Consider the following 14,264-nt stretch of genomic DNA (forward strand, 5'->3'; position numbering starts at 1 on the left):
GTCCGAACTGGAGGACGGCAGCCATGAGCGATGCCCAGACCAAGCGCGGGGACGAGTACGGTGGCATTACCCAGACAGGACGGTCTATTGCGATCGATTCCTCGCTTGGGCCGGACGTATTGCTTCTCACCGCGATTGAGGGGGAGGAGGCCGTTTCGCGGCCATTTTTGTATACCGTCGACTTTTTGACGCAGGCATCGGACAGCGAGGTCCGCGATCTGATCGGCAAACGGGTCACATTATGGTTGCAGAACGACCGGGAGGATTGGCGCCGGCCTGTTAACGGCTTCGTCCGCCGCATCACCGGACAACCCGTTACCATGCGCGGGCATGGCGGCTATCGGGCGGAAATCGTCCCCCGACTGTGGTTCATGGATTGCACTGCGGATTGCCGCATTTTTCAATCCATGACCTACCCGGCGATTATCCAGGCGATGCTGGACGAATACGGCGTCACCGATTACGACCTCAAACTGCTGAAGACCGACTACCCCACCGTCGATTACTGCGTGCAATATCGCGAGTCAGCCTTGGCTTTCGTGTCGCGGTTGATGGAGCATGTCGGGATCTTCTTTTTCCACGAACATACCGCAGATCGTCACACGCTGGTGATGTCGGACAGCAACCACCTGACAAAATTCACCACGCCGCGCCAGCTTGCCACCGCCTCGCGCGCCGACATGGGGGAGATCCAGCGTGTGTGGAGCGACGTGGTGTTCCGGCCGGGCACCTGGGCGCTTAGCGATTATGATTTCGAAGCGCCTTCTAAGCTCATGAAAAAACAGGCCAGGACAACCCTCCCCGTGGCGATGATGCCGCAGCATGAGTGGTTCGAATTCCCCGGCGGTTACACCGACCAGCGGGTCGGGGATTTCCTGACCCGGGTCCGGATGGAGACGGAGGAGGCGCATCACGACCGCCTGTTCGGTATCGCTGGCGTCTGCGCCCTGCAATCCGGCTTCCGGTTCGACCTGGTGGACCACGGCGCGGTTTCCGATACGGAGCCATCGGGCTATTTTCTGACAGAAGTTCGGCACCACGCCCAGGAACGTGGCTACTTCTTGGAGCAGGGCGGCAGCAGCGATTATAGCTGCGAGTTTACCGCCATCCCCGCCGCGGTGCAGTATCGGCCGCTGCGAGCCACGCCGAAATCCATCATCCAAGGCGCGCAGACGGCGACCGTGGTCTCCCCAAGCGCCGGCGATCCAATCTATACAGACGAATATGGGCGGGTGAAAGTTCACTTTCATTGGGATCGTCGGGGTCAGCGAGCCTCAGGCGCCACGTCCTGCTGGCTCCGGGTGTCACAGAATAGCGCTGGTGCCGGGTTCGGTGGGATTGCAATTCCCCATGCCGGGCAGGAGGTGATCGTCGACTTTCTGGAGGGCGACCCAGATCGTCCGTTAATTACCGGACGAGTGCACAACGCCGAAAAGATTACTCCGACCGATCTTCCGGCGGACAAGCACAAGACGATTACCCGGGATCACGGGAATAATAAAATTGTCATGTATGGCGAAGCGGGCTCGGAATATCTTTCGATTATCAGCCCGAGGGCCGTAAACGTCGTCTCGTTTGGCGGCATTGCGAAACCCCTGTCGGCCGGTGTTCCGTTCGATGACGCAGACGGGCAGATCTTGGGCACGAACCCCGGGCTCGATGATCTAAAAGCCATCGCCGCCGCATTGGCCAAGGACACCAAGGCCAGCAACGTTGCCACCGACGGTAGCATCAACACGATCGCGGAGAAGGATAACAATTCCTTCGTCGGCGGCATGAACAACAGCTACACCGACTCGGACAGCAACAGTTGGGTCGGCGGCAACAGCAACGCCCAGATCAATGGAGATGGTCACACCAAGACACTCAAAGATTCTTACACCGAGGTCATGCTGCAATCGATTACGCACATTCACAAAAAGTCATCTACCTACAACCTCGCCGATGCGCTCAGCGAAACGACGGGGATGAACCAAAGTAAGACGTTTGGTGAGTCGCAGACCTATGTCTATGGCACATCCTATGCCTTCACCCAGCCGTATTCCTACACCATCGTCATCGGCGTCAGTGTCGGCGTCGTCATTGGAACCAGTACGGCCACGGTCGTCGGTAACAGCAACACCATCACGCTGGCGCTCGGATTCGCATTGACAGGAAGTGGGTCCGTGCAAGTCAACAAGGCCTATACGTACACGATCACGGCCGGCGACGAGAAGAACTCTAGCCTGGAATCATCGACGGATTGTGCAACCTGGTCCATAACTTCCGCCGGCACAGGCAGTGTCTCGGCGTCGATCATCGACTTTTCCGCCAAATCGATGGCCACCGTCGAAGCGCCCGATCTATATCTGAAAGGCAAGGCCTCCGTGTCGATGGAAGCGCCTTCGGTGAAGATTAGCGGGTCCGGCACTGCAACGATGTCCGGCGCACAGATCAAAATCGGATGATGTCACCCAGGGGCGTCTAACATGCGTCTGCTGCACCATGGCAATGAACCCGCACACACCGATCTTGCCTGGTATTTTCGCACCATGCCGGCCGCACACCGGACTTGCCAACTCGTCGTCTGCGGCTCGATGCTGGTGTCGCATTCGAACGAAGCGCCGGTGAGGGTCGATAGCGAGCATAGCGCGGGGTATCGCGCAGCACCATACAAGGTTGCAGGCGATCTGCTGGTGAGCGGCCGGGCTTGGCCTGCCGGCGGCGGCTTGGCGAGCGGGGTGCGCGTTGCCGTAACGATTGGGGCGTGGCGGAAGGAACTGGCCGTATTCGGCGACCGCATCTGGGAAATGGGGGTCTCCGGCATGGCGTCTACCCGCCCCTTGCCGTTTCAATCCATGCCCATCACCTACGACCGCGCATTTGGTGGCCTGGGCAATAAATGGAACCCCACCGGTCTTGGTATGGGCCATGGCGATCGCAGCATACGGCTGCCGAATGTCGAAGCGCTGGATCGCCTCATCAGCCAACCAACGGCCCGACCTGAGCCCGCCGGGTTCGGACCGATCGACCCTTTCTGGCGGCCACGCAGCGACCGGTTTGGCACGTTCAACGCCGACTGGCTTTCCACCGAGTGGCCCGGCATGCCGGCGGATTTCGACCTGCGCCACTGGAACCAGGCGCCGCAGGACCAGCAATTCTCCGGCTGGTTTCGCGGCGATGAGCAGATCAGCGTCTACAACATGCACCCCGACCAGCCTCGCCTGGACATCGCCCTGCCAGGCCGACGGGCACGCGCCTTCATTGCCGGGGTTGATGGCGAGTTTGGTGAGATCAACCTGCGGCTGGACACGATCGCCGTCGATATGGAGGCGGGATATACGGAACTGACCTGGCGCGGGGCCATCCCCGTGCGCACCCCTCGCCTGCGCGACCTGGCATTCCTATTCACCACGGCCGAGGACTTCGCCGCCCCGTTGACGGCGGAAACTTGTCGCGACGCCTTCGAGCGTACGCGGCGTGAGGTTTACCCCACGCCGGAGGAGCACGCTGTGGACATGGCAGAGACACGTGACTCGCGGGAGGCGGAGCAGCAGCGGCGGCAAGCGGCGGACGCGGCGGAGCGACGCAGGATGCTCGCCCGCGCCGACGCCATGATCACGACTGCAGCGCGGGAGGCAGACGAACAAACCAAGGAGCATGGTGGCCCGGCAGCAGCACCGACCAGCGCCATGGAAACCACGATCGCATCAGTACGGGAGCACGACGCCGACAAAGCGGAGGAATTGGAGGCAGCGTGGCAGGACGCACAGGCGAACATCCCAGGCCCGACGCAGCGTTGGACGCGCGAGCGCGTCATTGCCGCCCACGCAGCCGGAGAGGCAATGTCCAACGCCACCTTGGCCGGGCTGGACCTGTCCGCCCTGGTGCTCGACGGAGCCGTTTTGTCGGGGGCGGATTTGTCCAGCGCGACTCTCGTGGGTAGTTCGCTACGGGGCGCCAATCTGGGCAGCGCCAACTTATCCATGGCCGATGCCACCGATGTCGACTTTCACGCCGCCAACCTAACGAGCGTATCACTGACCGGAATGACCGCAACCGGCGCCAGCTTTGCCGCGGCCGATATGGCAGGCGCCAATCTATCCGGCATGCACGCAGCCGGTGCACGGTTCGACGGCGCGCAAGGCAGCCGCGCCGATTTCGCTTGCGCCGATCTTACAGGCGCATCTTTTGCCGGCACCTATCTCCCGGGCGCCAATTTCTCGGACGCGCTTCTGTCGGACGCAATTTTCGACGACGCGACGCTCACCGAGGCCGATCTGGGCGGCGCAACTGCGATCCGCGCGTCGTTCATCGATGCGGACATGGTCAATCTGCGGGCGGCGGGGACAGACCTGCGCAACGCGGTGCTGACCCGTGCGCATGCGCCGCGATCGATATGGCAGCGCGCCAGGCTGGACGGCGCCGATCTGTCGCGGGCGGTGCTCAACTGGGCGATCTTTGCCGAGGCGTCCCTGGATGGCGCCAAGTTCGACCGAGCGTGGCTAGAGGATTCCAAGTTCGACGAGGCCAGCCTGCGGGGCGCTCACCTCACCCGCGCCAAAATGGTGCGGGCGTCGCTGGAATGGACCGACCTTACCGACGCGGATTTGTCGGGTTCCAATCTGTATAATGCAGGGCTTTATAACGCGGATTGTACACGGCTGCGCTACGATGGCTGCTATCTCACCGGCACGTTGCTCGCGCCGACGCCGCTCACCTCATGACCGGGCCGCTGCCCGTTCTAGTGACCGAGGCTATTTTTCGCAGCTTACTGCAAAGCCGTGCGGCAATCCATTTGGTCGCTCTTGATGCGGTCGATCTATCCGACATCGACCTGTCTGGCGTTACGATTGTCGACTGCAATTTCACGCAATGCGAGCTGGGCGCTGCACGGCTGGATGGCGCGACGCTGCTGCGCTGCACGTTGGACCGGGTGCGGTTGAACGCCGCCACCGCGCGCGAGACCAAATTTGTCGAGTGCCGGCTGGTGGAGGTTAACCTTGTCGACGCCATCCTGACGGACGCAGCATTCTCGCAATGCACTCTGGCGCAATGCGACTTGACCGGCGTCACCCTTAGCAACGCCACGCTGTCGCAGACTACCTGCGTTGGGTCGAGTTTCCAGCAATCTAGACTTGACGGCGCATTGTGTACGCAAACGAGCTTTGCCGGGTGCAATCTGGATGGCGCCGTGGTGAGCAAGGCTTGGTTTGTATTCTGTGATTTTCGCGATATCGCAATGATGCCGCATGATTGCACCGGCTTGGATCTGAGTCATTCCAACCTGGCCGGCATCGATCTTTCCAGCCGGCTATTGGTCGATGCTCGCCTCAGCGAAGTCGATCTGACCGGGGCGTTGCTGGCCGGCGCCGATTTGGCTGGCGCGGGATTGGGCAAGGCAATCCTGACCGACGCGACGCTGACCAATGCGATCCTACGCGACGCCAACTTGGCCCGCGTCCTCGCCGAGCGGGCTAATTTCACCGGGGCTGATTTAACCGAAGCCGATCTATCGGAAACGACGCTGACCGACGCCGTGTTCGTGGACGCGGTGCTGGATGGTGTCGATCTCGGCCGCGCCATTTTCGACCCGGCCCACCTTGCCGCGACCTCCCTCACCACTGTTCGGTTCGAGAGGGCGAATTTCGCTGGTTTCGATTTCACTAGGCGTGACTTGACCGGCGCGCGTTTCACGGCATGCGATTTGCGCGGTGCATCTTTCGCAAACCTTTCACTAACGCAGGTGGAGTTTCTTGGGTGCGATCTAACAGGTGCATCCTTCACTAGCTCGCAGCTCCACACCGTTGCGTTCGAACGCAGTAATCTACGGCAGGCAGCTTTTGACGGCGCAGCGCTAAGACATTGTGACATCCATACCACGGAGCTGGAGGGCACGCGATTTGCCGATGCGCGTATGCACCGGGTGGATTTCGACCCGGCGGATCTCCGCAGCGTGATCTTTACCAGGGCGGTCATACGCCTTTGCTTCCTGGCCGACGCCATGCTGGAAGGCGCGGTGCTGCAGGGCGTGGACTTCACCGACAGCCATTTTGCCGGCGCGCATATGACAGGCACGCAGTTCCAGGATTGTGTGCTGAATGGCGTCAGCTTCTCCGGCGCGGCACTCACGGGCGCCAGTATACACGGGGGGTCGATGCATCACGCCAATTTTGCCGATGCGGTGCTGCAAGGCTGCCGTTTCACCGGCCTAGATGCCCTAGGTTCGTTCTTTGGCAAGGCCGCCGCCGCCGGGTTAGTGCTAGACCAGGTAAGGGCGCAGGATGTGGTGTTCGAGGGCGCGGACTTGACGGGCTGCATCTGGGTTCGGTCGCAATTGCACCGGGCGGATCTGTCGCATGCCCGGCTCACCAACTCGCGCCTGGCGGAAGTCGATCTGGCGGGCGCGAATTTTCACGGTGCCATCGGTGACATCAGCCAATGGTCCAGCGTGGGCCAAACTGGGATTAAACGCACGGACCGCGATCGGCTGTTTGCCGAACAATGGCAACCGCCGGATTAAGATAAAGGGAGATCAATCTTGCCCGACGCTGCCTATCACCTCATGCCGCCCTCGCTCGGCGCGACGCTCCGACGGCTGGGCCCGGCGCGCGTGACCGCCGTATTGGCACCAGAGATCGAAATCGAAGCCGATGGCACGCGAGTGCTGGCAACCCTGGCGGTCGCCGGGCTGTACGTGCCCGCGATCGGAGACACAGTGCTGGTGATCGAAACCGCAGATGTCGCCTACGTCATCGGGGTTCTACATGCCACCGGACCAATGACGATCCGCGCGCCCGGTGATCTTCGGTTGCAGGCCCCGCACGGCGCCATAACGCTGGACGCAGCCACGGTCAGCACCCGGGCGGAGGAGGTGCAGATTGAGGCGAAGCGCCTCACCGTGATGGCGGATCGGCTACGGGAGCGGTTCCGGACGGTGCGCCGCGTGGTGGGTGAAAGCCTGGAGGTCGATACCGGATCGCTGCGCACGAGAGTGCGGGACACCTGGTCTTTGCTGGCCGGCCGCGTGCACGCCACCGCCGCGGCGGACGTGAAGATCAATGGCGAGCATATTCATCTGGGTTAGGAGCCACCAATGCCGTTCGCTTCGACAATGGGCACGGGCATGTGCAACGCCAGCGGCCCCGATGTTTGCAAAACCCCCACGCCGGGCGGCCCGCAACCCATGCCCTACCCAAACATCGCGCAACTCGCCATGGCCAATCCGGGTACCTGTGCCAAGAAGGTGTTCATCGTTAACAAACCGGCCGCCACGACTCAGACCGTGATCACCCTGTCCAGCGGGGACGAGCCGGGTGTGGCGGGGGGCGTCGTGTCCGGCGTGAATATTGGACCATGCGAGTTCAAGGTCGGCAGCGTCGTAGTGAGTATCGAGGGCAATCCAGCGGTGTACCAGGGCAGCATGACAGCGCATAACGGCAATGCCAGCGGGAACATCCCGGGCTCCCAAACCGTTCCCAGCCAGCCTATCGTGACGGTGTCACCGTAGAGCCGAGCCATGACCGAGATGATTGCCGAACCGCGAACCCACTATCCAGCCGGTGAGGAGTTTCTGCTGCTGCCCCCGACGATGCAGCCCTTTGCCTATCGCAACGTCGACAAGATGTTCGCCACCCGCACCATACATCGCGGCCCCACCTGCGTGGCACTGCTGCGGGGACCGGAGATCGCTCCCACCTACGGCCTCGACGGGCAGACGCGATCGGTGGAGCGCTACATGACCCGCACCAACGTTGCCGGGCTGCTGGTGCTGAAGGACGGTGCGATCCGGCTGGAACGCTATGCGCTGGGGCTGGATGAGGCGACGCGGTGGTCGTCGATGTCGATGGTGAAGTCGATGACGTCGACCCTGGTGGGCGCTGCCATACAGGATGGCGCGATCGGCAGCCTGGACGACCAGGTCTCCTCCTACGTCACCGCCCTGCGCGGTTCGGCCTATGACGATGTGTCGATCCGCCATCTGCTGACCATGTCGTCCGGCGTGCAGTGGACGGAAAACTATGCCGCTCGCGGGTCGGACGTGAACCTCTACAGCAAATCCCTCGGCGACAAGGTGCCCGGCGGCGTGTTGACGCTGATGAAGTCGTTGCGCCGGGCGGCGCCGCCGGGCGAACGCTTCAACTACAACACCGGCGACACCTACGTGCTCGGCTGCCTGGTGAGCGCCGCGACGGGGACGACGCTGGCAGCTTACATGACGCAAAAAATCTGGGCCGGGTTCGGCATGGAATACGACGGGTTCTACACGCTGGAGTCCGAGGGTGGGCAGGAGATCGGGGGCAGCCGCGCCGGCATGGCGCTACGGGATTTTGGCCGTTTCGGGCTGTTCATGCTTGGTGGTGGCGCGGGCGTACTACCGTCCAGTTGGACGGAAGATGCGAACCGCACCAGTTTCGCCCTGGACCCGGCGCAGAACTCGTATCGCGCGTCCGGCTATGGCTACAGTTGGTGGCTGGACAAGGACGGCGCGATGGTCGCGGTCGGGTTTTCGGGCCAGTCGCTCTACATCAATCGAGCGCGTGGGCTGGTTATCGCGACGCTGTCATGTTGGCCGCAACCGCCGCACGATACCGCCTACGCAACAGACTTCTCGGCCGAGCGGCTGGCGTTTCGGGCGGCGGTCAACGCGCTGGTGTAGCCTGCCCTCAAAGCAATTCGCCCTGCACGGGCAGGCCGCGCCCCTCATGTGCCAGTAGCCAGCGTTTGCGCTCCATTCCGCCGCCGAACCCAGTGAGCGATCCATCCGCGCCAATGACCCGGTGGCAGGGTACGACAATGGGTATGGGGTTGGATCCATTGGCCAGCCCCACCGCCCGGGTGGCGGAGGGGCGACCGATTTTGGCCGCCAAACCGCTATAGCTCAGCGTTTCGCCGGCCGGGATCTCGCACAGAGCCTGCCAGACCAGGCGCTGGAACGCCGTGCCGTTGGTTTCGGTCGGCAGTTGGGCCAGGGCATGGATGTCGCCGGCGAAATACGCCTGCAGAGCGATGCGGGCGGCGGACGGCGCCGTGGCGGCCCGAAACTCGATGCCTGCGGCCCCATAATGCCGCCGCAGCAGGGTCTGCATGCGCCGGCCGTGGTCGTCCCACTCCACCGCCCTGAGCCGGTCCTGGTCATCGGTGATGATGTGAACCAGGCCAGTAGGCGTTTCTTGCTGTTCTCGGACGAAGACATGGACGGGCACGCGGGTCACTCCAGCAGGGGACAGCCTAGAGGACGCTAAGGCGCGCAACGGCTTGGCTGTCAGCGTCGGCAGACTGGCGTAGTTTTTGCTGCCTGCCGCAGCAACTCTGTGGCAGGGAGTGCCAATGTCAATCTCGAACACCTGCATGAACCGAAGCCGCCCCGCATGAGTGTCCCGCCGACGCAAGCGGGACCACCGCCGGGTGCGCCGACCATCCGCACCATCGCCATGCCAGCCGACACCAACCCCGCCGGCGACATCTTCGGCGGCTGGCTGATGGCGCAAATGGACCTGGCAGCCGGCAACGCCGCCGCCCGCCGCGCCCGCGGCCGCTGTGCCACGGTGGCTGTGGAAGCGATGACCTTCCTATCCCCGGTCTTCGTCGGCGACGAGGTCAGCCTGTATGCGGAGGTCCTGAAGGTCGGCCGCACCAGCCTGCGCATTGCCGTGGAAGCCTGGCGTCGCGTGCGTGAGGGGGAGGAGACGGCGAAAGTGACCCAAGCCGTATTCACCTTCGTGGCCATTGATGACCATCGCCAACCGAGGCCCGTTCCACCGGCATGACGATGGCCGAACAAACGCGAGGCGCGCTCGTGATCGGCGCCGCCGCAGCGACATCCCCCCTACCGTCAGCCAGCCGCCAGGGTGCAAAGCCGGACGGTCAACTGATACGCCAACACGAAGGATGACACCGGCAGGCACTCGAAGCGGGAGTGGAAGTTTAGCCCACCGGTGAAATAGTTCGGCGTCGGAATCCCGCGCGCCGACAGTGCCGATCCATCGGTCCCCCCGCGCATCGGGAAGATCTTCGGCTTGATCCCAAGGTCGGCAAAGCCGCGTTCCAGCAGATCCAGGCAGCGGCGGTCATTGCCTAGGCTGGCGCCGATGTTACGATAGGAATCCTCGATACGGCAGGTGATGGTGGCCCGTGGATGGGCAGCCTGGGTGGCGGCGACCGCGGCCTGCACCATTTGCTTACGCGCGGCCAAGCCGGATTCGTCGAAATCGCGCAGCGACATGGCGATCGTGGCGGTGGCCGAATTGGCCGTAATGCCCGTCACGTAGCAATAGCCGTTGCGGCCCTCCGTATGCTCCGGCGTGTCCAGCGGGTCGAACCGGGCAATGAAATCCGTCGCCACCAACACTGGGTTCACCATCACGCCGATGGCGGACATCGGGTGCGCCGTCACGCCATGGATTTCGACGGTGGCCTGGGCGGCGTTGAAGGTTTCGAACACGAACTCCCCCACGCCGCAGGCATCGATAGTGTAGGCGAAATCGACCGGGAAGCGGGCCAGGTCCATCACCTTCGCCCCGCGCAGGCCGATTTCCTCATCGGGGACGAAGGCGACAAAGATGTCGCCATGCGGCGGCTTGTCACGGGCCAGCACGTCCAGCAACGCCATCAGGATCGTTACCGCCGCCTTGTTGTCGGAGCCCAAGACGCTGGTGCCGTCGCCGAAGATCACTTCCTGGCCGGTGTAGGGGTGCAACTCCGGGTGCTCGGCTGCGCGCAGCCAGATGTCGCGGGCCGGGTTCAGGCACAAATCCTCGCCCGTGAAGACCATGCGGCTGGGGTGAATATGTGGCGACAATCCAACATCCACCGTGTCGACATGGGCGCAGAAGCCGATGCGAGGGCCTCCGGTGACCGTGCCGGGCAGGCGCGCCGTCAGGACTGCGTGCTCGTCCAGGTGGATGTCGGACAGGCCGATCGTGGTGAGTTCGGCCTGCAGCAGTCGCGCCATGTCCCATTGGCCCGGCGTGCTGGGAACCGTCGAGGCGCGGGGGTCGCTCTGGCTGGTGACGGCCAGATAGCGGAAGAAGCGGGTGACCAGTTGGTCCGCGAGCGTCGCATCGTCGGAGGAAAGTGCCATGTCCCGTCTCCCGTCAGTTTTGGTCGATGGTTTAGACGCTCGGGCTTGCAACCGACAGGGCGGCAGCGTGACCAATCTGTTAGACGACCTGCCCGATGCCACGGCGGCAGAGGTATTCACCACCTTGCTGGCCCGACCCGGCATTCGCGTCGAGCGAATCGTGTCGCACGGCCAGGCGACGCCGGTCGATGCACCCTACGACCAGCCGCATGACGAGTGGCTGCTGCTGCTGCGCGGTGCGGCCGGCTTATGGCTGGAGGGTGAGGCCGAGCGCACCCTGCGCTCGGGCGATACCCTCCTGATCCCCGCACATTGCCGCCATCGCGTCACGTGGACGGCACCGAACGAACCAACTGTTTGGCTCGCGATCCACTTGGGCTAGGCCGGGGAGAAATGCACCCGAAGCTGGGTGCCCAGCGGGTTGGTCCAGCCTTTGCCTGCGGCATAGGCGACCATTCCGTCAAAGCCCTGCGGCCAGGCAGCATCCTGGCCGGCGCCGGCCGCGTCGCGCAGCCAGGCGATGTCGATCCACATATACTCGCCATCCACGGCGCCGTGGGCGCCCAAAGCCGCTGCTTTGTCGCCATCGCCATGTGCCACAGCGTCCAGACGTTTCATATCGGCCACCTCGCTGACGCTGAGTGTGGCCGTGTCCGTGTGAAGGTGCAGTCGCATGGTAATGGCTCCGTCTTTGGCGGTGGCGCTACCACACTGGCGGCCGGCCCTGCTGCGGGCAATACTCTGGCAACCGGACAAGGAACCCATGGTGACCGTTCAATCCCGTATCGAGGCCGTGTTGTCGCCCCTTGGCATCGAAGTGGGGTTCGCCGCGACCCATCTGCAATCCGGCGCCAACGTCGCGATCAATCCCGGCATCCTGTGGCCCACCGCCAGCGTGTTCAAGGTGCCGGTGATGGTTGAGGTCTATCGACAGGCAGAAGCGGGGCGGTTCGGCCTGTCCGATCGCATGCCCATGCCGGATGAGCAGCGCACCGTTGGCTCGGGCGTGATGCAGAAGCTGGCGCCCGGCCTGGCGCCGACCATTCGGGACCTGGTGATGCTGATGACCATCATCAGCGACAACACCGCCACCGAGATGCTGCTGGACCTGGTGGGTGCCGAGCAGGTGACCGCCACGATGCACCGGTTGGGACTGCACGATATCCACGTCGTGCTGAACCTGCCCCAGCTTTTCGCCCATGTGTATCACCTGCCGCTGTCTCCCCTGCCCGACTACGCCGCCATGCAGGAGGCGATGCGGACCAAACCGATGGACTACGACTCGCTGGCCTTCGCGATGACGGCGGAGAACACCACCGCTTCCGCTGCTGACATGGCGAAGCTGATGGCGCTGATCGTGCAGCACGAGGCCGGCAGCGCGGCCGCTTGCACCGATATGCTGGCGGTCCTGGGAGCTCAGCAATTGCGGGACCGGGTGCCGCGTTATCTGCCGGCGAGGGCCACAGCCAACAAGACGGGCACGTTCAAGGGCATCCGCAACGATGCCGGGCTGATGTTGCGCGGCCCAGACGACACCATTGCGTTTGCACTCTTCACCTTCGACCGCACACCCCTGCCGCTCGACGACTACCGCCTGCTGGCCATCCGCAACACGCTGGTGAACGACGCGATGGCGGAAACGGGGCAAATCCTGTGGGACAGCCTAGGGCGTGGCGAATGACGGCCCCTGCCCTGCCCCCTCGCCGCACCGGCACATTGGAGCGGCCGGGTTGCACGCTGTATTACGAGGTGACGGGCAGCGGCCCGGCCATCGTTTTCGCGCATGGTCTGGGGGGCAATCATTTGTCCTGGTGGCAGCAGGTGGCGCATTTTGCGCCCCGCTTCACCTGCATCACCATTGCCCATCGCGGGTTCTATCCATCCTCACCGGTCGCCGGCGGCCCGGACCCGGCGGATTTCGCGGCTGACCTAGCGGCCTTGGCAGCCCATCTGGATGTCGGGGCCGACCTGCGCATCGTGGCCCAATCCATGGGCGGATGGACCGCGGTGGAATACGCCCTGCAGCGCCCCGCCGGGCTGAAGGGGGTCGTGCTGGCAGCCACAACGGGATCGATCGACCCGAAGCGCCTGCCAGCGTCGGACCATCCGGCCCTTGCGGCCTGGACCGACCATGCCAGGCAAGTGCGGACCGAGATCCTGCGCCGCTTCATCCATCCCGCCGCCGGTATCCGCATGGCGGAGGAGCAGCCGGCGATGCACCTGCTCTACCGGCACATCGACGACATGAACGCCGGGTTGGACAAGGAGGCATTACGCGCCCGCATGATGGCCGCCCGCGTGCGAGCGCCGGAGGAGTTGGCCGGCGTCCCCTGCCCCATCCTGATGATCGGCAATGCCGAAGACACCGTGATGCCGCCCATGGCCGCCGCCGCGATTGCCCGCGTGGCGCCAAACGTCCAGGCCGCCTGGATCGACCAGGCCGGCCATTCCGCCTATTTCGAGCGCGCTGTCGTTTTCAACCAGGTGGTCGAGGAGTTTCTCGCCAAGCTAGCCTAGGTGACGTCATACATCATCACGATCCAGCCGGCGCGGGCGAAGCGATACCCTGTGTGCGCCGTGCGGTAGGCGATGGTTTCCACTTGGTTGTGCACTGGGAACCACAGCGCTGTGTCCATGATGATCTTCTGGGCCTCGGCATAGATATCGTTGCGCTTGGCCGGGTCCGTTTCCGCCCGGCCCGCGACGAACAATGCATCCAGCTTCGGATCGGCCAAATGCATCCAGTTGAACTTGTAGTGGCCCGGCGTGCTGATGTTGCTGCTGAGGAACAGGTTCTCCAGGCACATCGGATCGGCCTGGATCCAACGCACCGGTAGGATGTCGTTCTCATTGGCAAACACCAGCGACACGTTGCGGGCCGAGGTGATGGTCTCGACCTTGATGTCAAAGCCGACCCGTTTCAGACGCGCTTGGATCTCCACCGCCGTATCCGGCTCCAACGGCGGTGGCGCGCCGTAAAACGCGGTCAGCGGTTGGCCGTCCTTCATCCGGATGCCGCCAGGGCCGGGCTTCCAACCGGCTTCCTCCAACAGCGCGATCGCGGCCTTTTCGCTCGGCTTGTACATATCCTCCGCGCCCTTCCAGTAACCTGGCGTGGAGGCGGAGAGCGGGCCGTAGCTGGGTTCGATCAAGCCAAAGAACAGGCTGTCCGCGAGGTCGGCACGGTCGATCGCCATTGCGA

Annotated in this window: 14 protein-coding genes; 10 read left to right on the forward strand and 4 right to left on the reverse strand. The window is 63.6% G+C overall.

The genetic code is table 11. The features are described 5' to 3' along the window. Nucleotides 1-23: 23 nt before the first annotated feature. The 6 genes from GSQ76_RS08865 to GSQ76_RS08890 are packed head-to-tail and all read left to right on the forward strand — an operon-like array spanning nucleotide 24 to nucleotide 8,638. Nucleotides 24-2,447, forward strand: a complete 2,424-nt coding sequence (locus GSQ76_RS08865; RefSeq protein WP_158743552.1) for a type VI secretion system Vgr family protein — start codon at nucleotides 24-26, stop codon at nucleotides 2,445-2,447. A 21-nt stretch (nucleotides 2,448-2,468) separates the two neighbouring features. Then, entirely contained in the window at nucleotides 2,469-4,706 is a 2,238-nt protein-coding gene (locus tag GSQ76_RS08870) for a DUF2169 domain-containing protein (RefSeq protein ID WP_158743553.1), read from the forward strand. Continuing rightward, nucleotides 4,703-6,502 (forward strand): pentapeptide repeat-containing protein, encoded by a 1,800-nt coding sequence (locus GSQ76_RS08875; RefSeq protein WP_158743554.1) that lies wholly within the window; start codon nucleotides 4,703-4,705, stop codon nucleotides 6,500-6,502. Before GSQ76_RS08870 ends, GSQ76_RS08875 begins: the two co-directional genes overlap by 4 nt. Nucleotides 6,503-6,520: 18 nt before the next feature. Next, nucleotides 6,521-7,066, forward strand: a complete 546-nt coding sequence (locus GSQ76_RS08880; RefSeq protein WP_158743555.1) for a DUF3540 domain-containing protein — start codon at nucleotides 6,521-6,523, stop codon at nucleotides 7,064-7,066. 9 nt (nucleotides 7,067-7,075) lie between these two features. Further along, nucleotides 7,076-7,489: a PAAR-like domain-containing protein gene (locus GSQ76_RS08885; RefSeq protein ID WP_216850965.1), complete on the forward strand. Its 414-nt coding sequence runs from the start codon at nucleotides 7,076-7,078 to the stop codon at nucleotides 7,487-7,489. A 9-nt stretch (nucleotides 7,490-7,498) separates the two neighbouring features. Beyond that, nucleotides 7,499-8,638, forward strand: a complete 1,140-nt coding sequence (locus GSQ76_RS08890; protein WP_158743556.1) for a serine hydrolase — start codon at nucleotides 7,499-7,501, stop codon at nucleotides 8,636-8,638. 7 nt (nucleotides 8,639-8,645) lie between these two features. On the opposite strand, the gene ogt is transcribed toward GSQ76_RS08890, so the two are convergent. Further along, nucleotides 8,646-9,185, reverse strand: coding sequence for a methylated-DNA--[protein]-cysteine S-methyltransferase (gene ogt, locus GSQ76_RS08895; protein WP_254070317.1), 540 nt, complete (start codon nucleotides 9,183-9,185; stop codon nucleotides 8,646-8,648). 165 nt (nucleotides 9,186-9,350) lie between these two features. On the opposite strand from ogt, the gene GSQ76_RS08900 reads away from it, so the two are divergent. Next, entirely contained in the window at nucleotides 9,351-9,749 is a 399-nt protein-coding gene (locus GSQ76_RS08900; protein WP_158743558.1) for an acyl-CoA thioesterase, read from the forward strand. A gap of 65 nt (nucleotides 9,750-9,814) precedes the next feature. On the opposite strand, the gene pepT is transcribed toward GSQ76_RS08900, so the two are convergent. Further along, on the reverse strand, nucleotides 9,815-11,062 hold the full coding sequence (gene pepT / locus GSQ76_RS08905; RefSeq protein ID WP_158743559.1) for a peptidase T: 1,248 nt from the start codon (nucleotides 11,060-11,062) through the stop codon (nucleotides 9,815-9,817). Between the two features lie 67 nt (nucleotides 11,063-11,129). Between pepT and GSQ76_RS08910 the strand changes: the two genes are divergently transcribed. Beyond that, nucleotides 11,130-11,444, forward strand: coding sequence for a cupin domain-containing protein (locus GSQ76_RS08910; protein WP_254070318.1), 315 nt, complete (start codon nucleotides 11,130-11,132; stop codon nucleotides 11,442-11,444). On the opposite strand, the gene GSQ76_RS08915 is transcribed toward GSQ76_RS08910, so the two are convergent. Beyond that, on the reverse strand, nucleotides 11,441-11,737 hold the full coding sequence (locus tag GSQ76_RS08915; protein ID WP_158743561.1) for a hypothetical protein: 297 nt from the start codon (nucleotides 11,735-11,737) through the stop codon (nucleotides 11,441-11,443). The two genes, GSQ76_RS08910 and GSQ76_RS08915, sit on opposite strands and share 4 nt — an antisense overlap. A 91-nt stretch (nucleotides 11,738-11,828) precedes the next feature. Here GSQ76_RS08915 and GSQ76_RS08920 point away from each other — a divergent pair, with 91 nt between their 5' ends. Further along, nucleotides 11,829-12,743 carry a serine hydrolase gene (locus GSQ76_RS08920; RefSeq protein ID WP_158743562.1) on the forward strand — a complete coding sequence of 305 codons (915 nt, stop codon included), beginning with the start codon at nucleotides 11,829-11,831 and terminating at the stop codon, nucleotides 12,741-12,743. Continuing rightward, entirely contained in the window at nucleotides 12,740-13,579 is an 840-nt protein-coding gene (locus tag GSQ76_RS08925) for an alpha/beta fold hydrolase (protein ID WP_158743563.1), read from the forward strand. The genes GSQ76_RS08920 and GSQ76_RS08925 overlap by 4 nt, the downstream gene beginning before the upstream one ends. On the opposite strand, the gene GSQ76_RS08930 is transcribed toward GSQ76_RS08925, so the two are convergent. Continuing rightward, nucleotides 13,576-14,264: ABC transporter substrate-binding protein (locus tag GSQ76_RS08930; RefSeq protein WP_254070319.1), on the reverse strand; the 689-nt coding region annotated here is incomplete at its 5' end. The two genes, GSQ76_RS08925 and GSQ76_RS08930, sit on opposite strands and share 4 nt — an antisense overlap.

It is taken from the genome of Acidisphaera sp. L21 (assembly GCF_009765685.1).
GTDB lineage: Bacteria > Pseudomonadota > Alphaproteobacteria > Acetobacterales > Acetobacteraceae > LMUY01.

Bases quoted from the DNA above. Each gene is read 5' to 3' on its own strand.
- GSQ76_RS08865 (WP_158743552.1), top strand. From the start codon at position 24: ATGAGCGATGCCCAGACCAAGCGCGGGGACGAGTACGGTGGCATTACC.
- GSQ76_RS08870 (WP_158743553.1), top strand. From the start codon at position 2,469: ATGCGTCTGCTGCACCATGGCAATGAACCCGCACACACCGATCTTGCC.
- GSQ76_RS08875 (WP_158743554.1), top strand. From the start codon at position 4,703: ATGACCGGGCCGCTGCCCGTTCTAGTGACCGAGGCTATTTTTCGCAGC.
- GSQ76_RS08885 (WP_216850965.1), top strand. From the start codon at position 7,076: ATGCCGTTCGCTTCGACAATGGGCACGGGCATGTGCAACGCCAGCGGC.
- GSQ76_RS08890 (WP_158743556.1), top strand. From the start codon at position 7,499: ATGACCGAGATGATTGCCGAACCGCGAACCCACTATCCAGCCGGTGAG.
- GSQ76_RS08900 (WP_158743558.1), top strand. From the start codon at position 9,351: ATGAGTGTCCCGCCGACGCAAGCGGGACCACCGCCGGGTGCGCCGACC.
- pepT (WP_158743559.1), bottom strand. From the start codon at position 11,062: ATGGCACTTTCCTCCGACGATGCGACGCTCGCGGACCAACTGGTCACC.
- GSQ76_RS08915 (WP_158743561.1), bottom strand. From the start codon at position 11,737: ATGCGACTGCACCTTCACACGGACACGGCCACACTCAGCGTCAGCGAG.
- GSQ76_RS08925 (WP_158743563.1), top strand. From the start codon at position 12,740: ATGACGGCCCCTGCCCTGCCCCCTCGCCGCACCGGCACATTGGAGCGG.